Genomic DNA, 19,355 nt, shown 5'->3' with positions numbered 1-19,355 from the left:
CAGTTTTATCAGTTTTAGTTGCTAAGCCTGTCGTTAAATCTGTTTGACTCGCTTTCGCTGCAACTAGATCATTGGTTGCATTTAACTGCTTACCTGTGACTGCATCTGTTGAAGTTGCATCTAGAGTCGCATCTTGCAGATTAGTAATTTTTGTCCCTGCTGTTCCACCTGCAAGCGTAAGTATTGCTTTGTTAGAACCTGCATCATAAAGAACAGTATCTGGGTTGCCTGTAAATGTACTTAATGCGGTATCAACATAATTTTTATTTGCCGCATCTGTCGCATTTACAGCATCAGCGACATTGGTAATACGTTGTTCAGCACCAACTTTCCCTACAGAAATTGTATTTTCCTCATTTGCAACGGCGTTATAACCGATTGCTGTCGAGTTTTTAGCTGTCGCAATACTGCCTACACCAAACACGCTACTATTGTCTGCTGCTGCAATATTTTGGCTACCCACCGCATTACTGGCTTTACCTAAAGCAATATTACCGCCTGTTTTTAAACTATTAATAATACTGGCTTGGTCTTGAGCATCTAATGCAATGCCATTGATAGCGGTTAATTTAGATGGATTCGCTTTTAAATCATCCCAATTCGTTGCCATACTTGTTACCGCTATACCATCAATACTATCCACTGTTCCTGATGCTGATGTCGTCGTTGGTATTCTTGCGCCCCAATCCCACAGTATCTCATTGACTTGATGTGTATTTGCCCCAATTGCTGATGCACCTTGCCCAATTGCGGTGTTATTTGTACCCAATGCACTACTTTCCACACCTAAAGCTTGGTTTTTGAAACCTAGAGCGACACTTGAGTCTTCTCTCGCAATATTACGTACCCCTATTGCACTGCTCGATTGTGCTGAGGCTGTATTTTTTGAACCAATTGCATTACTCAACCAACCACTGACATTATTACTTGCCCCGATTGCATTGGCATCCCAACTAACATCAGAAGTTTGGTTATTTGAGCCAATTGCATTACTGGTCTTACCTTGTGCAAAGTTTCTTAAGCCTAATGCCGAGTTACTTTCATCTAATACAGTATTACCAAAACCAACCGCACTGCCTTGTTTACCAAGAATGGTATTTTGACTGCCCATTGCACTGCTTGCATGACCAATAACAACATTGGAACCTTGTGTTAAGCCTTTAATAAATGCTTCTTTTTCAGCCGAGCTTAAATTGGTGTTACCATCAATAGCAGTTAATAGATCAGGATTGTTATAGACATCTGCAAATGTAGTCGCTGTGGTTTCAACAGCAATTCCGTCAATTTGTAGCAATTTGCCATTATTATTTTCAAACAATAAACCAATAGCATTTGGAATTAAAGCTGCTGCTGCTGGAGTGTTAGCTACTTTTCGCAAATTTCCATCTTTATCTACAACAGTAGAAGCACTCCCGATCGCAGATGAACCTTCACCACTGACATAGTTCAATGCACCCATTGCACTACTTTGTGTTTGAGTTGCGATGTTGGCATAACCCACTGCACTACTGGTTTTTCCTGATGCTGTGTTTTGTACACCGACTGCACTGCTTGATAAGCCTACTGCGATATTGCCACCATTTTTAGCAGCTTCTTTAAAGTTAGCCACTCGTGTTGGATCATTAATCATCGTGCTACCAACAGTAAATCCTGTAATATCATCAATGGATGTACCTGCACCTGTAGTCGTTACAGCAATACCACTCACAGCAGTGATTTTACCTGCACTATCCTTTCTCACACGATGTGCTGTACCACTAAAACCACCTAAAGCCGTATCACTGACATCGTGCGCATAATTTTTACTAATACCTGTGCCTGTACTGCTTTGCAATGCTAAATTTAGGGTATTTAGATTGACTGCATCGGTGCCTTTGGTGGCATTTGCTACATTGGTAATGCGTTTTTCTGCACCACTACGCCCCACTGAAATGGTATCGGCTTCATCCGCAAGTGAGTTATAACCAATAGCTGTGGCATTGGGTGCAACCGACATACTTTGGATACCAAACACGTTACTGTTTGTGTTTAATGCGACGTTACCACCAAAAGCAACGCTACGTACAAAAGCGGTCGCTTTTTCTAGATCTAAAGTAACACCATTTACTGCTGTTAGCTTACTTGGATTGTTTGTTAAATCAGTCCAATCAGTCGCAGTTGTGGTCACTTTCACGCCATCAATGGTGGCTATATTTGTACCACTCATAGTTAATCTAGGAGTATATTGACCTAAATATAAACCCTGATCTCCACCTATACTATTGGTACTTGATGTTCCACTTCCTACTGCAACAGAATTCTTTCCTAAACTACTATTATGTGTACCTATTGCACTTGCATTGCTACTATAGGCATAGTTTTGAATACCAAGCCCTGTAGCCGAAGCAAAAGGGTTAGACGAAGATTTAACTATATTACTTTGTCCTATTGCAACATCACCAAACGTGTAAGCCCGATTAACATAGCCCACCGCACTACTATACTCCCCTGAGGCTATATTTGAATATCCCAACGCACTGCTGCTCATACCTGAGGCTATATTTGAATATCCCAAGGCACTGCTATATTGACCTAAGGCTGTATTATTAAATCCCAAGGCACTGCTATAATACCCTGAGGCTGTATTTCGACTTCCCACTGCATTACTGAAAATACCCGATGCAGTGTTACTTACACCCACTGCACTGGCTGCCATTCCTGACGCTGTATTGGCTTTTTGTGAATTATTTAATAGATCAATAAAAATTGTTTTTTCTTGATACGTTGCGGTTTTTCCATCAATTGCTGCTATATCTGCCCAAGTTAAAGCTTTAGCAGTATCAGCAACACTTCCCGATTGGGTTAGGTCGTTTACAGTGGTAATAACCACACCATCAATGGTGATTTTTTTCGTGTTGGTTGGATCAAGTTGGGAATTATTCGCATTCAACTGGCGACCTGAACCAATCGCATTCGACAGTAGACCTGTCGCTTGGTTATTACTCCCTATAGCATTACTAGAAATACCTGAGGCTGTATTTCCAGCACCCAAGGCACTGCTAGCAGTATTTGAGGCTTTACTCTTTACCCCGACTGCAAGTGAATCGTGCCCTGTTGCCATTTCACCATTGATATTAGAGCCTATACTAGCATCACCAGAATTCACGCCAAAGTATTTGGTTTTACTGTCTTTGAGTTGTTTAACATTCACTGCATCTGTGTCAGCTACACCTGCTTTTAGGTTGCTAATCGTTGTGCCATTTACACCACGTAAAGTAATAACATCCGTATTTACTGCATCGTAACCAATTTTACTCGCTAAACCTGCCGTTAAATCTACTTGACTGGCTTTAGTGGCAAGACCTGTCGTGGTGTCATTCACTTGATTATTTAAAGTATCAAAAGCAGTTTTATCTGTTTTTGTGGCTAAACCTGCGGTTAAATCCGCTTGACTTGCTTTAGTGGCAAGACCTGTAACAGTGTCATTCACTTGGTCATCTAAGGCATCAAAAGCAGTTTGACTGGTTTTAGTTGCAACAAGATCATTGGTTGCATTTAACTGTTTACCTGTCACAGCATCTGTTGATGTTGAATCTAAAGTTGCATCCTGTAGATTGGTAATTTTTGTGCCTGTTGTACCACCTGCAAGGGTAATTTTTGCTTTGTTTGAATTTGTGTCATAAAGCACACTGTCTGCACTACCACCGCCTACTGGAATCGCTGCAATTGCGGCTTCTAATTGCTGTACGTTAACTGCATCTGTACTGTTTTTATTCCCTGCTGCCACATTGGTAATCTGTTTTTCTGCACCTACTTTACCTACAGAAATACTGTTAATACGGTCTGTTTCTGATTCATTGCCGAGAGCCGTTGCACCTGCATGTGTTGCCTTACTGTTGCTACCAAATGCACTACTGTTTTTTGCAGTGGCTTGGTTATTAAAACCAACTGCATTACTCATATAGCCTGAGGCTGTATTTTGTACACCCACCGCACTACTTTGTGTTCCTGAAGCAGCATTCCCCATACCAAATGCATTACTTGCAATGCCTGAAGCAGTATTTTTGCTATTCATGACACCGAATAAACCATAAAAATATTGCTGTTCTTCTGTAGACAACGTTTTACCATCTACGGTTAAAATCATATTGGCAGTTAAATCTGTAAAAGCAGTGACGTCAGCAGATGTGGTCACCACTGAACCACCCAACAGAAAACGCTTTAAGTCTGTTGGTGCAGTAGGGTCACGTTGGAAAGAACCACTGCTCAAGTAACCACCAGAACCTATCGCATTTGATAAAACACCTTGTGCTTGGTTATTCACACCTACAGCATTACTGTTTTGACCTAATGCGGTATTACCTGCCCCCACCGCATTACTTAATATGGATTGTGCAGTATTTTCATAACCCATTGCATTACTATAGTCCGCCTGAGCTGTATTATTTGCACCTACCGCACTGCTCTGCCAACCTTGTGCTTTATTAGCCAAACCCATTGCACTACTGGCTTTGCCTGTTGCTGTATTACCATAACCAATAGCATTACTGTTATATTTCGCTGCAATATTATTGGTACCGATCGCAGTACTGTTAGATGCTGTTGTCAGGTTAGCACCTCGTTTTAAAGCTTGAATAATATCAGCCGCTTGTTCTGCTGTAACATTCTCTCCATTAAACTGCGTCATCTTACTTGGATTATTCTCTAAATCATAATCACTTGTCGCAGTACTTTGCACCGAAATACCATTAATACGATTTACATAACCATTTGCATCATTTTGCGCATAGAAAAATCCCCCTCCCATTGGAGACACTGCATTGCCCAAGGCAGTTGAAGATTGACCAATTGCTACACTTCCTGAACCCATCGCATTGCTATATGTTCCTGACGCAATATTACGATTACCGATAGCATTGCTTTCTGTGCCTTTAGCTATATTTTGATAACCCATCGCATTTGCAGCACTGGCTGTCGTCGTTGCAATGTTTCGAATACCGATCGCACTACTGTTTTCACCCACAGAAATATTGCCACCTTTTTGTACTGCGTTTTTAAATGCAGTGACTTTAGCAGCATCCGTTTCCATGCTTGGCATAGGCGCACCCCAACCATAATCGATAAGCACTTCAAAACCTGTGATATCAGCAATACTTGTGCCTGTGCCAGTTGTTTGCACTGCAATGCCATTCACCGCGAGGATTTTACTATTGGCATCTCGTGTAAGTTCGTGCTGAAAACCATTACCTGCTCCAATCGCTGCATTTGTACTGCCTTGTGCATAGTTATCAGATGCTACTGTGCCACCTGCCGGAATCGCTGCAATTGCGGCTTCTAATTGCTGTACGTTGACTGCATCTGTACTGCCTTTATTCCCTGCTGCAACGTTGGTAATTTGCTTTTCTGCACCCACTTTACCAACAGAGATACTATTGATTCGATCCGTTTCTGAATCATTACCGAGTGCGGTTGCACCTTCATGACTCGCAATACTATTGCTACCAAATACACTACTATTTTTTTCAGTCGCTTGGTTATTAACACCGACTGCGCTGCTCATATAGCCTGATGCAGTATTTTGCACACCCATCGCACTACTTTGTGTTCCTAAAGCTGCATTTCCAAGACCTAAAGCATTGGCAAGCATACCTGAAGCTGTATTGAATTGTGGTGGATTTGTATTATTCAGTAGATCAACAAAGAGTTGCTTTTCATCTAAACTCAGGCTTTGACCATTAATACTGTCAATATCTGCTGCGGTTAAATCCTGTGCAATTTGATGAGGGTTAGTGCCTATAATGGCATTTACAGTAATAACATCTATCCCATCAATGCTGATTTTTTTATTGTTATTTGCATCAAGTTGAACATTCATTTTAGGAATATTAACAACACTTCCACCCACCGCATTGGAAAAGATACCTGTAGACTGATTACCTAGACCAATCGCTGTACTGCCCACACTTGTCCCAATATTTGCATAACCTATAGTATTTGAGCCCAACCCAGAAGCAGTATTTATAGAACCAATGGCATTACTGAAGACGCCTGAGGCAGTATTTTGAAGACCAATTGCATTACTTAAAAAATCTGAAGCTATATTCCCAATACCAACTGCACTACTATTTGTACCAACGGCTAAGTTACCGCCTTTTTTAACCGCATTTTTAAAGGCTGTAATTTCATTGGGGTCTGTAATGACATGATCTTGCCCCATCATATCTTTAGCTGTAAAAGAGGTGATATCATCAATATTTAAGCCAGTTGCAGTCACGGTAATCCCTGCAACTTTAATGAGTGTAGTGCCATTATTTTCTGTTTGATGTGCAGAACCCATTGCAGAACCCAAAACTGAACTACCATCTATAGCATAGTTGTCTGAGACACTGACACCCGCCGTGCTCAATAGCGTCCGCACCTGCCCTAAATTAACAGCATCACTGGCATCAGTACCGTTTTGCAGTCCTGTTATTTTTGCATTATTGACGTCTAATCCTTGACTTGTTGTTTCAAGCTTTGTCGTACCTATATTAATCTCATCGGTGTTGACAACCACACTCATGGGCGTATTAATAGCATCTAGAACTTGCTGCTGGGTTAATCCTGTTAAAGCATTTCCAGAATAACAAATTAATGCACCTTTATGATCTTCAGGTAAAACACTATTTGAAGCTCCTATTGCACCTACTGAGGGAGTTGCACCTGTCGCTGCAACACGACACTCGATAATTGCTTGTGCCCAAACCGTTGTCCCCATACTTACCAGTAAACCAAAACTCAAAATATTCAATATAAATTTTGGTGTGATTACGGATGTATTTTTTAAGTTTTCTTGATTAAGCTGTTCTGAAGTTACATTCAATGTGGTGCCCACTGTATTGTCCGTCTTACCTGCACTTTTGGCATTTTCAGATACAACTACCATACACCCCAAAGACTTATTCCAGATTTTTTTAAAAATGTGATTCATGACACGCACTTCCATTTATGAATTTATTGTTATTATTTCAATATGATTTTGTTATTTTTTATATCCCTGAGTTCAGGTATTCTGATCAAAATTATGTAAAAAAAATAAAGAAATTATATTTACAGACTAATCAATGTCATTTTTGTGCCTTATGACGTAAAAATAAACAAAAATACCCAATTTCAGGGATATGCAAGGTATTAAAATAGAGGCACAGTATATAAAACAAATTATTAGAGAATTGTGATGGTTAATAATGAGTTAAGTTTACCCGTTCCTGTCATTATTGTTGAAGACGAGCCACTCATACAAATTCGCCTAAAAGAAATCCTCCTTGATATTGGCTATACACCTGAAAATTTGTTTTTTGCAGCAACTTTAAGCCAAGCCCATGCGCTCTTGGAAAAACACTCTGTTTCATTTGCCTTGGTAGACTTGGGTCTGCCTGATGGGAATGGTTTGGATTTTATTAAAACTTTAAAAAAATATGATCCAAGTATTTTAGTTTTGGTGGTTTCAGCGTGGAGTACGGAGGATGCAATTCTCACAGCGATCAGTGCAGGAGCAACAGGCTATCTACTAAAAGAACGGGATAATTTAGAAGTCATGCTCTCTATACGCAGTGTATTACGTGGTGGTGCGCCAATAGATCCATTTATTGCCCAAAAAATTTTAAAAAAATTACATTTAGATCAGATTGCAACACAAGAAAGTGATCAAATCAAAAAGTCTGAAAAAATGGAGGTTTTATCTAAACGTGAACAAGAAATTTTAGTTTTAGTATCTCAAGGTTTAAGTAATAAAGAAATTGCTGAGCTATTAAATCTTTCCCGCTATACCATTGAATCACATGTCAAACATATTTATCGTAAATTATCCGTATCTACACGTATTATGGCAGTCGATGCTGCACGTGCGTTGGGGATTTTAGATTGATTTTGCGCGTTTTTCTATGCTTTGTTTTGTGCTGTGTAGTGCAATGGAGCAGTGCACAAACACCGTCAGCAACCGTATTAGCCAACGAGTGTGATTTCAAAATCATCAGCACCGAAGCGGTAAAAGTAGCCAGTAATACAGCACCACCTCCTAAAACTGGCTGGCAAAAAATTACTTTGCCACATAACTGGGATATTTCATGGCAAAATTACACGGGTACAGCTTGGTATAAAATCATTTGGCAACGCCACTGTACAGTCTCCTCTGAACAAGCACAGCCAGTTGCTTTTCTACTTGATCGCATCAATATGGCAGGTGCAGTCTATAGTAACCAAGAGTTACTTTGGCATGATGCTTCTCTAGTTGAGCCATTATCTCGTAGTTGGAATATGCCTCGTATGTGGACATTACCCGCATCAAGCATTCATGCGGGTGAAAATGAAATTTTAGTCAAAGTTGTCGGTGTGCAAACCCAATCTTCAGGTTTAAGCCAAATCGAATTTAGTTCTGTCGATCATATTACGCAGTTATATCAACGCTATATTTTAGAAAGAAGAACGACCTATTTTATTAATTTAATTATTACCCTTGTTTTAGGTTTAATGGGTTTATTTATTTGGTTATTTCGCCGTAAAGAATATGCCTTTGGTTGGTTTGCACTTACTTCATTATTTTGGATAGGTTTTATCAGCAACATTTTAATTACTAAGCCTTTACCATTTACAGACACCATCCTAACTTCTCGGTTAAATATTATATTTTTACTCAGCTATGTAAATTGTTTATGTTTATTTTCATGGCGCTTTGCAAAAAAATGTTATAAAAAAACAGAATATTCTCTATTTTTTATCAATATCATTTTTTCAATTTTATTACTTTCCATCCCCTTAGATTATTTAAAAACCACTTTAACCCTATGCTTTATTTATAGTGGTTTTGTATTTTTTACCAATTGCATATTTTTTCAATGGGTTGCTTATAAAAATAAAAGTGCTGAAGTTTTATTTTTAGCAGTAATTTTCTTAATTTTTATTATTATTGCCATTCATGATGTCATTGCTTACCAAGTCAATATTAACTCATTATTTTGGACGCCTTTTGCAGCACCATTTACCAGCTTGGCAGTTTCCTGTATTTTGGCTTGGCGCATCGCACAAAATATTAACCAAGTTGAGTTATTTAATCAAAAACTCAGCACAACAGTAGATCAAGTCACACTAGATTTGGAACAATCTTTAAATAAAAAATATCAACTTGAAGTAAATAATATGCGCTTACAAGAGCGCTTAAATCTTGCTCATGAATTACATGATGGTTTAGGTGGTTCGATTTCACGTTCAATGATTTTGTTAGATCTAAATGAAAATGTCGACAAAGCTCAAATCATGTCGATGCTCAAATTACTGCGTAATGACTTACGCCAAGTGATCGACTCAGGAACAAGTTTGGGCGCAAAAGTACCTGAAACACCAATCTTATGGGCTGCGCCTGTTCGACATCGGTTTGTGCAAATTTTTGAAGAAATGGACATTCATTCTACTTGGAAAATGCCATCTGAATGGACAAGTATTCCAAGTATGATTCAATCCCTTACCCTAGCACGTGTTGCTGAAGAAGCACTTAATAACATCGTTAAACATAGTCAAGCCACCGAAGTTAAAGTCAATTTATATGAAACTCAACAAGATGTTTTGGTCTTAGAGATCCAAGACAATGGCATTGGTCTTGATCCTGCTTCTGTACAGCAAGGTTTTCATGTTGGCTTACAAAGTATGCAAGTTCGGGTGAAACGTTTAGGTGGTGATTTTGAGATGCATTCACGACAAGGGGAAACGATTATACGTGCCTCAGTGCAGCTCTAAACCACAACCCATCCAAATACACTTATAAAAGGCAAATGCTTAAAGATGGAAAATAAAAAGTGTTTGAATTAGATGCTTTAGAGAAATTCAAAACCGTTTAATTTTATTCAATTATTTTCAAATCCCAAAAAGATATTCTTATTTAATTGTGGTGTATTTTAGATAAAATCCTAATTGGAATCATAATTTTAAAAAATATAACTGATTTTCTCTCTCTAATGTTAAAATATAAAATCTCAATAATTTTCTAAATGTATTATGGCACTTACAGATCTTAAAAAATTCCTAGCAGATCAATCCAAAGAAGAATTGCAAGAAGAAATCTTGATTTTGTATAAAAATTTCAAAAACATCAAAGAGTTTTATGATTCACAATTTAGTAGCACAGATAGCATCACCATTTTAAATAAATATAAGAAACAAATAGAAAAGGAATTTTTTCCTACTCGTGGTATAGGCAATCCTAAATTATCCATTATACGTAAAATTATTAATGACTATAAAAAAGTCATTGGCATTCATCCTCATTTGATTGATCTTGCATTTTTCTATGTTGAACAAGGTGTTCAATATGCTTGTGAATATGGGGATATACATGAGCCTTTTTATGAAAGTATGGAAAACATGTATTTACAAGCGCTAGAGTGGTCATCTGATTTGGTCTATCTGAATGAGGTTCAAGAACGTGCTAAAAAGATTTGTCTGCAAGCTTCACGTACAGGTTATGGATTTCAAGACATTTTGACAGACAATTATGAGCAGTTTTATCAATAAAACATTATAATTTATTGTATTTTTAATTCTTAAATATTAGTAAAGCCTATTCTATAAATGATTATTTTCAAATAAAACAGGAAAAATAATGCAAAATATTGCCTTTTTTGATTTTGATGGAACAATTACCACCACAGATACATTTACTCCTTTCATTCATCTAACCGTAATCCCTAAGACATTGAATAAAGGTAAAATTTTATTAGCACCTTATATTATTGGTTATAAATTAGATATAGTTTCAGGTTCAGTTATTCGATCAAAAATATTTAAATTTGGTTTTAAAGGGAGATTAGAACAAGAGCTTATACATATTGGCTCACAATATTGCATTAATTTTATTCCCAAAGTAATAAGAGGTAATGCAATGGAAAGAATAGAATGGCATAAAGCACAAGGAGATAGAATTGTTATTGTATCTGCTTCCATTGACCTTTACCTTAAGCCATGGTGTGAAAAGCATAAATTAGAATTATTATGCAGTGAAGTAGAAAGTATAAATGGAGTATTAACTGGTAAATATCAAAATAAAGATTGTAGTGGAATGGTCAAAAAAGAAAGAATTCTCAAAAATTATGATTTATCAAGCTATAAAGAAATATATGTATATGGCGATACTATTGAAGACAATGACATGTTATCTCTAGGAACAATAAAATTTTATCGTTGGAAACAACTTGAATAATGTATTTTCTATTTCAGCGCCATTAAAATATGATATAAAAATATATAAACTTATATCTATATAGATACTTTAAAATCAACCCACCACAATTTAAAACCCACATCAAAATAAAATTAAAATAATTTAAACATTAAAAATCAGAATCTTAAAAATTATTTTCAACAAAAAACTCAAAGTTGGCACGCTCTCTGCAATATATTCATCAAGAAATTAAAAATAAACTTGAGGATGCTGTCATGGCGAACAAGACAATTTTTGCCTCTCGCACTGCAAAGGCAAAACAACCATTAGGATTCAATGAAGCAGGCGGTCGTGCCTACACACTAAAATCTCGTGCGGCATTGGCACAGTTGGCTGCAACAGGAACGCTGAATCAGACTTTTTACCAAGATGCACAAGTGCAATTGGAAAATATTTTGACTTTGGCATTAGATGTTGAGCCTGAATTTGTGGCGAAAACAGCGATTTATGCACGCCAACACGCACACATGAAAGATACACCTGTGGTGTTATTGGCGTTACTTTCTGAGCTTGATGCCAATCTATTTAAACAACTTTCCCCGATCATTATTGATAACGGAAAACAATTGCGTAACTTTGTACAGATTATGCGTGCAGGCATCATTGGACGTAAGTCTTTGGGTTCATTACCAAAACGCATGGTGAATGATTGGATTTTAACAGCAAATGATCAACAGCTTATGGCTGCGAATATCGGAAATAGCCCATCGCTTGCCGATGTATTGAAAATGACCCATCCAAAACCTAAGACGGAGCAACATGATGCGTTTTTTGCCTATGTGTTAGGAAAAGACTATGAAATTGAGCAATTGCCAAGCCAAATTCAAGCATTGGAACAATTTCGTTTAGGTTTTAGTACAGAAGTCCCGAAAGTGCCGATGCAGCTTTTAACCAACCTAAATTTAAACGCTGCACAATGGGCGGAAATTGCCAAAAATGGTTCTTGGCAGATGGTACGTATGAATTTAAATACATTTTGCGTCATGATGTATTTAAAATCAAAGGGATGACTAAAATCATTGCCGATAAATTGATGGATGAAACTGCGATTGCGAAAAGCCGTGTTTTGCCTTATCAGTTGATGATGGCGTGGTCTGCCCTTGCCGATGGAATGCCGCCTGAGATTGCCAATGCATTGAAATTTGCCATGCAACGTGCCATTGCCCATGTACCGAAATTGTCGGGAAATGTGGTGATTGCGATTGATGTTTCAGGCTCAATGTCGAGTTCTATAACAGGTTATCGTAAAGGTGCTACTTCACAGTTACGCTGTGTCGATGCTGCGGCTTTGTTTGCAAGTGCATTTAAATATGTCAATCCAAACATACGCTTAATGCCATTTGATACCCAAGTACGTCAATTATCCAACTTAACAAAAGTGCAGGAATATTTACGTAAAAAAGCATCGAATGGTCAGCATGAGGAAATTGATATTTTTGCCTTAGCCAAAAAGTTTGCCAATATGTGTGGTGGTGGAACAGATTGTTCTAAACCTTTGGAGCTTTTGGTGAAGGAAAATGCAGAAGTCGATTTGGTGATTTATTTCTCAGACAACGAGTCTTGGGCAGATCAAATCCATCGATCACAGCATCAAACAGGGATGATGCATTTTTGGAATAAGTTGAAATTGCAAAATCCAAAAGCAAAATTGGTTTGTGTTGATTTACAACCTTATGTGACCTCACAAATGCCTGAACGGGACGATGTGATGAATATCGGTGGTTTTTCCGATACCGTGTTTAAACTGATTGAAAGTTTTGCCAACAATGAAATGCATGCAGATCATTGGGTAAGCGAAATTGAGAAGATAGAAATTTCACAGACTCAGCTTCACGCAAGCTAAATCTGTAAACCGAATTTGACACTGAGATAGTCGATATTTCACCTAAAAATGGAATATTTTAATCCACAGTGTCAGATCAAACGCACAAATGCACTAGGAACTACATTTTTCCAATGAGGCGTTTCTAAACCAATTTGTTGTGCGAGCTGTAACACATTGTCAAATGCCGATAGAACTACATTCTTCAAAAATGACCCGTTTTATCAAAACTTTGTTGACAATGAACGTGGTAAAAATTGCATCAAATGCGTTGAGGACTACATCTTTAATACGTAGGTCGGTGGTTCAAGTCCACCCATTTTAATCCTTAAAACCGATTAAAATGTAGCTCAGTTGGATAGAGCAACGACACGTCTTCAACATTTTGTTGATGCAAATGTGGTAAAAGTAAATCAAATGCTTCAAGGACTACATCTTAAATTGACGCAATCGGTGGTTCGAATCCACCCCATGATTTCGATCGTGGTAGCCAAGTGGTAAGGCGCGAACGTCTTTGATATTTTGTTGATTTATAGGTAAGACAGTATATGAAAATATGCTGAGGTCTTTGATCCATCAAATGCCGATAGGACTACATAGGGACTTAGAGATCAACGGTTAGACTCCGTTGCGGTATGCAAATACTGTGGCTTAATGCTAAAGCGCTAAGATGAATGTCTTATTATTTTTTTGTTGATGGATGATTGATCTGTGGTAAAAATAACAGGATATAAAATGCCCTGAGGACTACATTACACGCTTGTCGTGGTTCGATCCCACCCTGTTTGATTCTTGCAAAAGATTGAACAGTAGCTCAGTTGGTAGAGCCGCGACTGTCTTCGCAACTTTGTTTATATCTTGTTGTTTATTTTAAAATAGTCATTCCAAACACAAGTCATATTAATTTTTAAAATTAACTGAAAATTTTACACTTTATAAGAATTTTCATACCAATATGCTATCACGTCAGGCGACATGAATGTTGCCATGTTGGGTAATGGTGATAGGGATACTTTACGAAGCTTAGCATCTCATACCCAACAAAGGGTTTTTGTAACCTTGCGGAATACATTCCTCATCCATCAAAAGTTAAGCATCGCCTACGCAAATTAATCTAAAATTTTCAAGAAAATATGAGGCTATGCCAACTCACAATAAATATTCATTCATTCTTAAGTTTGGACATTACCTTAAAATCAACAATGCGAATATCACTATAAAAATAATCCAAAAAATAAAGACTTGTTAAAAAATAAACAATTTGCTAATTTAACAGCTCAACTTAAAAACATAGACAGGTGTCAGTCTTTAAAACGCAAATGATGTCCGTAAAAGTCGATATAAAAGACAATAATCTTGATCTTGCCTTAGAGCAACTTCGCAATAAACAATACATTTTACAATCCACACGATGGTATAAAAAACGCCAAGCCTACTTTGAGCGACCTGCCATTTTAAAGCGCAAAAAAAGTAAAATGAAACTCATCCTTAGCCAACGACAAAATAGGTTTGCACATTGCCCTCTCTATTTTCTTAGACCGCCAAGTTTATGGCTAAAAATTGATTTAGCACAACAACATCAACGTACAAGCAACGGCTTTGCTGTAGCTCGATAAAACCGATTTATTCCTTTTTTATTTCACCACAAGAGACAGGTGTCAGTCTGTAAAACACAGTTTATGAGTATTCAAGTTCAAGTCAAAGATGACGATCTCGACCTTGCTTTAGAGCAGCTTCGCATCAAAAGCTATTATTTAACCACGCATCATTGGTATAAAAAATGCCATGCTTATCATGACAAGCCACCGAGCAAAAAACGTAAAAAAACTGATATGAATCTGTTGATTGGGCATCGTCAGGTTTTAGATGATGATCCATTGGCGGAACGCTTAGAGATTCATCTTGAAGAACATTACCAATATACTGACGATAAAACTATTCCTAGGATTAAATAGCATTCATTCCTTTCAATTCAACCATTGGGAGAAGCCATTCTCCCAAAACCAATTTGACGATATACTGATGCTATATCGTCATTAAAATCTATAACAATGGGTACTTGGTTCGGTTTTATTCTATTTCCTTTGATCCTATTTGCGATTATATTTTTTATTTCCATCATGATCGGACTGTCCATCGCTTTAGGTTGTGGATTCACACCAAACCCCAAGTCTTGTGCAAATATATATTATTACCTACTTGCGATCATAATTTTGTCTACAATTGGGCTTGGCTACCTCACTACAAAACTCGCCCCAATAAAAGGGAAGCATTTACTAAGTGGAATTTATAACTTTTTATTTTCCATCCTTATCTTTATATATTTCCAACTCTCATCTGTTTCACTCCTTTCCTCCATTGGCTTTAGTTTTCTTTTCTTTCTGAGCACATGCATTGGATGTTTAATATTTTATTTAAAATATAAAAATATATAAATTACTATCTTTGTATATATGTATTTTAATTTAAAAATCTATACCAACATTTATTGATATATTTTAAAATTTAAAATATTAATAAATTTCAAATATTTAAAAAATTATTTAAAATTAAACCCAAACTTGGCACGCTCTCTGCAACATATAAGGCACATCATAAAGATGTGGAAAGTATTCACCTGCCTGCAACCGCTTGGCAGGCAGGTTTAGAGAAAGGATAAAGCTATGACAATGTCAGTAATTGAACAAATCGAAAAACAAGCCGCCAATGAACGTGCTTATAACGTCATTCAAGATAACAAAGGCGTTCCGATTAAAATGTGGACGAAAGGTGTCCCTGTTGATGAAAAATCACAAGATCAATTATTAAGAACAGCACAAATGCCGTTTATTTATAAATGGATGGCGGTAATGCCCGATGTGCATTTTGGTTTAGGTGCAACCATCGGAAGCGTGATTCCAACCAAAGGCGCAATTATTCCTGCTGCGGTAGGTGTGGATATTGGTTGTGGAATGATGGCAACACGCACTTCCCTGACCGCTTCAGACTTACCTGATAATTTACATGCACTTCGTACCGAACTTGAGCGTTTAATTCCACATGGAATGACCAAAACGCGTGGTAGCGGACGTGATAAAGGGTCTTGGAATAAACCCTCTGAACGTGTTGATGCAGCTTGGGCGGAATTGGTTGCTGATTTTGAGTTGATTTGTGCCAAGCATCCACGTTTAAAAAATACCAATAACCGTACTCAACTTGGAACTTTGGGAACAGGAAATCATTTTGTTGAAATCTGCTTAGATGAGCATCAACAGGTTTGGATTATGCTGCATTCGGGTTCTCGTGGGGTTGGAAATGCCATCGGTACGCATTTTATTGATCTTGCACGTAAAGATATGCAAAAGCATTTCATTAATCTACCTGATAAAGATTTGGCGTACTTAGTAGAAGGCACTGAGCATTTTGATGATTATTGGTTCGCCGTGGGTTGGGCGCAGCGTTTTGCCTTAAAAAACCGTGAGTTGATGATGGAAGCTGCGATTCAGGCGCTTGGAACGATTGTGAAAAAACCGTTCAATGCCAAATTGGAAGCGGTGAATTGTCATCATAATTATGTGAATAAGGAAGAACATTTCGGTGAAGAAGTCTTGATTACCCGTAAAGGTGCGGTACGTTCGCGTTTGGGCGAGTACGGAATTATTCCCGGTTCAATGGGTGCGAAGTCTTTTATTGTCAAAGGTAAAGGAAATCAGGAATCGTTTTGTTCTTGTTCGCATGGTGCAGGTCGTGTGTTAAGTCGTACTGCGGCAAAAAAACAGTTTACCGTAGCGGATCAAATTGCACAGACGCAAGGTGTGGAATGTCGTAAGGATGAAGCCGTGATTGATGAGATTCCGTCTGCTTATAAACCGATTGAAGATGTGATGAAAGCGCAAAGTGATTTGGTGGAAGTGGTGTATACATTGAATCAGGTTGTGTGTGTGAAGGGGTAAGTGATTATGAATGAACAGATAGAACCTATTATTGAGCATTGGAAAGCAGAACATAGTGAGAGAATATTTTTTCTCACTCTAGGATTAGGAGCAGAAATACATTGGTTTTTTACCCAAGCTCTTGAAGCCTTAAAGTTAGGACTCTATCTGCCTGCTTGTACTTCATTTATTAATGGGATTGAATCCTCCATTAGAGTAATTTACGCCCAATCAATACAGAAAGGCATAAATCATTTAAATGATACACCTACTCTCAGCAACAGTTTATTAATAAAAGCCCAATCTATCGGAATGCCAATAACATTTTTAAAATTTCCTAATGAAGCTCAATTTCAAGAAAATTTAGTCTCAACTAAGCCCAAAACTAATGTTGAGATAGTAAGAGTAAGGCACAACCTTGCTCATGGAAATATTTTTGAATATATAAATAAAGATTTAGGTGAGGATAATATTTTCTTTACACCTGAATGTTGCCGAAATTTAGCATTCAATTTATATGAAATATCAAAAGAATGGTGCGCAGAGCTAGCCAAATTTAAACAAACCAAATAAGGATAAAAAATGAAACTCGCAGAAGCACTTTTATTACGAAGCGATCAACAAAAGAAACTCGCTTCACTGAAACAACGTATCAATGCAAACGTATTGGTACAAGATGGTGATGAACCATCCGAAGATCCAAACGAGCTGTTAAAGCAAGTATTTGCTTTAACACAAGAATCACAAAAGTTAGTCTTAGCGATTCATCAAACCAATGCTTTGGCAAAATTAGCCGATGGACGTTCATTACTTGCGTTATTAACACAACGTGATGAACTTGTGGAACGCCATAAAATTTTAACGTCTGCGATCAGCAACACACATCGTGAGCCTGATCGTTATAGTACCCGTGAGATCAAATGGCACAAAGTGATTCCTGTATCATCCTTGCAAAAACAAGCCGATGATATCAGTGCCAAATTACGTGATTTAAATGTATTGATTCAAGCGACCAACTGGCAAGTAGATTTGTTGGAGCTTTAAATCAATCCATACACAGTTTTGATGTAGTTCGCTATGTCAAATCCGAAATATATTGGGCGAGTACTAGATCTAATGCCAAATAGATTGAAATAAAAGAAGGCAACATTTTTGGGTAATGAGCTAAGTGGATTTATGGCGCAATCGCACCAATCAATCCATCACTATTCATCCATTAAACCTTTGTGAATCAAAGTTATTATTCACATTACATTACCGAGTACTGACAATATATTTCACTTTTTCTAAAGCAATTTTTTGTTTTAGAATAAACCCGAACATACTGGGCGAGTGCAAGATCCGATAATAACTTTACCCCTCAGCGCAGGATTGAAAAGAAGTTGCGTAGAGTCTGCCAAGCAAATGAGCTAGCTTAACCCTTTTACATAGTCGCTCATCACTTTGCACAATTTAACACTTTGCTCACAAGGCATTGTTACAACTCACTTGTCATTACCATGTACTGACAGTATGTTCACCCTATAAGACCTATTTTTTGTTTAATTATTCAAGCAAAAAATCAAATGAAATAGAAAAATGCTTTCTATTTTTGAATTTGCTCGCAATTGGAAAAATATGAAACCTTTTACCAAAAGTTTAATAAAGTGCTAATAAACAGCAATTTATTAAACAGTTCCGACCAAATTCAATTTACTCTTTAACATAACTGAAATATAATTTTTATCCAATTAAATAATACCTAAAACTAAGTATTGTGATAAATACTTCTGTTTAGTATTTTTAATAACAATTAATAAATTAATTTAAAAATAATGTGTTTTTTCACTAAATGCATAAAGCTTATTATTTGAATTTTGGGGAATTTATATGAAAATTGCAGAAGCATTAATGCTAAAAAATGATTATCAACAAAAACTGAATTCATTGAAACAACGCATTAATAAAAATGTTTTAGTAAAAGACGGAGATGAACCTAGTGAAGATCCCAATGAACTGATTAAACAAGCTTTTTCACTTTCACAAGAGCTTCAAACATGCATTAGCAATATTCATCTTACCTATGCAAAAACCAAACTTTCTGATGGTCGCTCATTTGTAAATATTATTAACCAACGAGATGATTATTGTGAAAAACATCAAATACTACTGCAAGCGATACAACACAGTGAACAATTTAACCATTGCAATGCTAGTGAAACCAAATGGAAAAAAATTATTTCTGTCTCTCGCTTACAAAAACAAGCAGATGAATTGGGCTTAAAAATTCGTGAATTGAATATGAGAATTCAAGAAGCCAATTGGAAAATTGAAATCATAGAACCTCAAAAAAGCCTAGTAAGTCTTGTTCCACCTTATGCAGAAAAAGTTGGCTAATGCTATAACACACTCCCTT

At 37.1% G+C, this 19,355-nt stretch carries 12 protein-coding genes and 1 pseudogene; 11 read left to right on the top strand and 2 right to left on the bottom strand.

From position 1 onward, the window contains the following. Positions 1-6,949: ESPR-type extended signal peptide-containing protein (locus AVJ19_RS14420; RefSeq protein ID WP_162626620.1), on the bottom strand; the 6,949-nt coding region annotated here is incomplete at its 3' end. A 246-nt stretch (positions 6,950-7,195) separates the two neighbouring features. Between AVJ19_RS14420 and AVJ19_RS14415 the strand changes: the two genes are divergently transcribed. The 7 genes and pseudogenes from AVJ19_RS14415 (at position 7,196) to AVJ19_RS14385 (ending at position 15,004) form a co-directional block, all read left to right on the top strand. Further along, entirely contained in the window at positions 7,196-7,885 is a 690-nt protein-coding gene (locus AVJ19_RS14415) for a response regulator (protein WP_111860360.1), read from the top strand. A 38-nt stretch (positions 7,886-7,923) separates the two neighbouring features. Continuing rightward, positions 7,924-9,747: an ATP-binding protein gene (locus tag AVJ19_RS14410; protein WP_111860359.1), complete on the top strand. Its 1,824-nt coding sequence runs from the start codon at positions 7,924-7,926 to the stop codon at positions 9,745-9,747. A 258-nt stretch (positions 9,748-10,005) separates the two neighbouring features. Further along, a complete protein-coding gene (locus AVJ19_RS14405; protein ID WP_111860358.1) occupies positions 10,006-10,521 on the top strand; it encodes a DUF6155 family protein in 516 nt (171 codons plus the stop codon). 88 nt (positions 10,522-10,609) lie between these two features. Beyond that, on the top strand, positions 10,610-11,206 hold the full coding sequence (locus AVJ19_RS14400; RefSeq protein ID WP_111860357.1) for an HAD-IB family hydrolase: 597 nt from the start codon (positions 10,610-10,612) through the stop codon (positions 11,204-11,206). Between the two features lie 236 nt (positions 11,207-11,442). Then, a pseudogene (locus tag AVJ19_RS22800) lies at positions 11,443-13,070 on the top strand (vWA domain-containing protein). Positions 13,071-14,368: 1,298 nt separating this feature from the next. After that, positions 14,369-14,665: a hypothetical protein gene (locus AVJ19_RS14390; RefSeq protein WP_228203369.1), complete on the top strand. Its 297-nt coding sequence runs from the start codon at positions 14,369-14,371 to the stop codon at positions 14,663-14,665. Positions 14,666-14,728: 63 nt separating this feature from the next. Then, positions 14,729-15,004: a hypothetical protein gene (locus AVJ19_RS14385; protein ID WP_111860356.1), complete on the top strand. Its 276-nt coding sequence runs from the start codon at positions 14,729-14,731 to the stop codon at positions 15,002-15,004. 17 nt (positions 15,005-15,021) lie between these two features. Here the strand turns inward: AVJ19_RS14385 and AVJ19_RS22070 are convergent, their stop codons facing one another. Then, positions 15,022-15,207 carry a hypothetical protein gene (locus AVJ19_RS22070; RefSeq protein WP_162626619.1) on the bottom strand — a complete coding sequence of 62 codons (186 nt, stop codon included), beginning with the start codon at positions 15,205-15,207 and terminating at the stop codon, positions 15,022-15,024. Positions 15,208-15,718: 511 nt separating this feature from the next. Between AVJ19_RS22070 and AVJ19_RS14375 the strand changes: the two genes are divergently transcribed. The 4 genes from AVJ19_RS14375 (at position 15,719) to AVJ19_RS14360 (ending at position 19,336) form a co-directional block, all read left to right on the top strand. Continuing rightward, on the top strand, positions 15,719-16,981 hold the full coding sequence (locus tag AVJ19_RS14375; RefSeq protein ID WP_111860363.1) for an RtcB family protein: 1,263 nt from the start codon (positions 15,719-15,721) through the stop codon (positions 16,979-16,981). A 6-nt stretch (positions 16,982-16,987) separates the two neighbouring features. Continuing rightward, the gene (locus AVJ19_RS14370) at positions 16,988-17,533 is read left to right on the top strand and encodes a hypothetical protein (protein WP_111860362.1); all 546 of its coding nucleotides are present in this window, start codon (positions 16,988-16,990) and stop codon (positions 17,531-17,533) included. A gap of 9 nt (positions 17,534-17,542) precedes the next feature. Beyond that, positions 17,543-18,004 (top strand): DIP1984 family protein, encoded by a 462-nt coding sequence (locus AVJ19_RS14365; RefSeq protein ID WP_068972816.1) that lies wholly within the window; start codon positions 17,543-17,545, stop codon positions 18,002-18,004. 825 nt (positions 18,005-18,829) lie between these two features. Next, entirely contained in the window at positions 18,830-19,336 is a 507-nt protein-coding gene (locus AVJ19_RS14360; protein WP_111860354.1) for a DIP1984 family protein, read from the top strand. The last annotated feature ends 19 nt before the right edge of the window (positions 19,337-19,355 follow it).

Origin of the sequence: Acinetobacter sp. CFCC 10889, from assembly GCF_003268395.1 — a bacterium.
In the GTDB taxonomy this organism is placed as follows: domain Bacteria; phylum Pseudomonadota; class Gammaproteobacteria; order Pseudomonadales; family Moraxellaceae; genus Acinetobacter.
This window is presented reverse-complemented; position numbering and strand designations above follow the sequence as displayed.

Coding starts and splice junctions, on each gene's coding strand:
- AVJ19_RS14370 (WP_111860362.1), top strand. CDS start 16,988: ATGAATGAACAGATAGAACCTATTATTGAGCATTGGAAAGCAGAACAT.
- AVJ19_RS14365 (WP_068972816.1), top strand. CDS start 17,543: ATGAAACTCGCAGAAGCACTTTTATTACGAAGCGATCAACAAAAGAAA.
- AVJ19_RS14405 (WP_111860358.1), top strand. CDS start 10,006: ATGGCACTTACAGATCTTAAAAAATTCCTAGCAGATCAATCCAAAGAA.
- AVJ19_RS14360 (WP_111860354.1), top strand. CDS start 18,830: ATGAAAATTGCAGAAGCATTAATGCTAAAAAATGATTATCAACAAAAA.
- AVJ19_RS14375 (WP_111860363.1), top strand. CDS start 15,719: ATGTCAGTAATTGAACAAATCGAAAAACAAGCCGCCAATGAACGTGCT.
- AVJ19_RS14390 (WP_228203369.1), top strand. CDS start 14,369: ATGATGTCCGTAAAAGTCGATATAAAAGACAATAATCTTGATCTTGCC.
- AVJ19_RS14400 (WP_111860357.1), top strand. CDS start 10,610: ATGCAAAATATTGCCTTTTTTGATTTTGATGGAACAATTACCACCACA.
- AVJ19_RS14415 (WP_111860360.1), top strand. CDS start 7,196: ATGGTTAATAATGAGTTAAGTTTACCCGTTCCTGTCATTATTGTTGAA.
- AVJ19_RS14385 (WP_111860356.1), top strand. CDS start 14,729: ATGAGTATTCAAGTTCAAGTCAAAGATGACGATCTCGACCTTGCTTTA.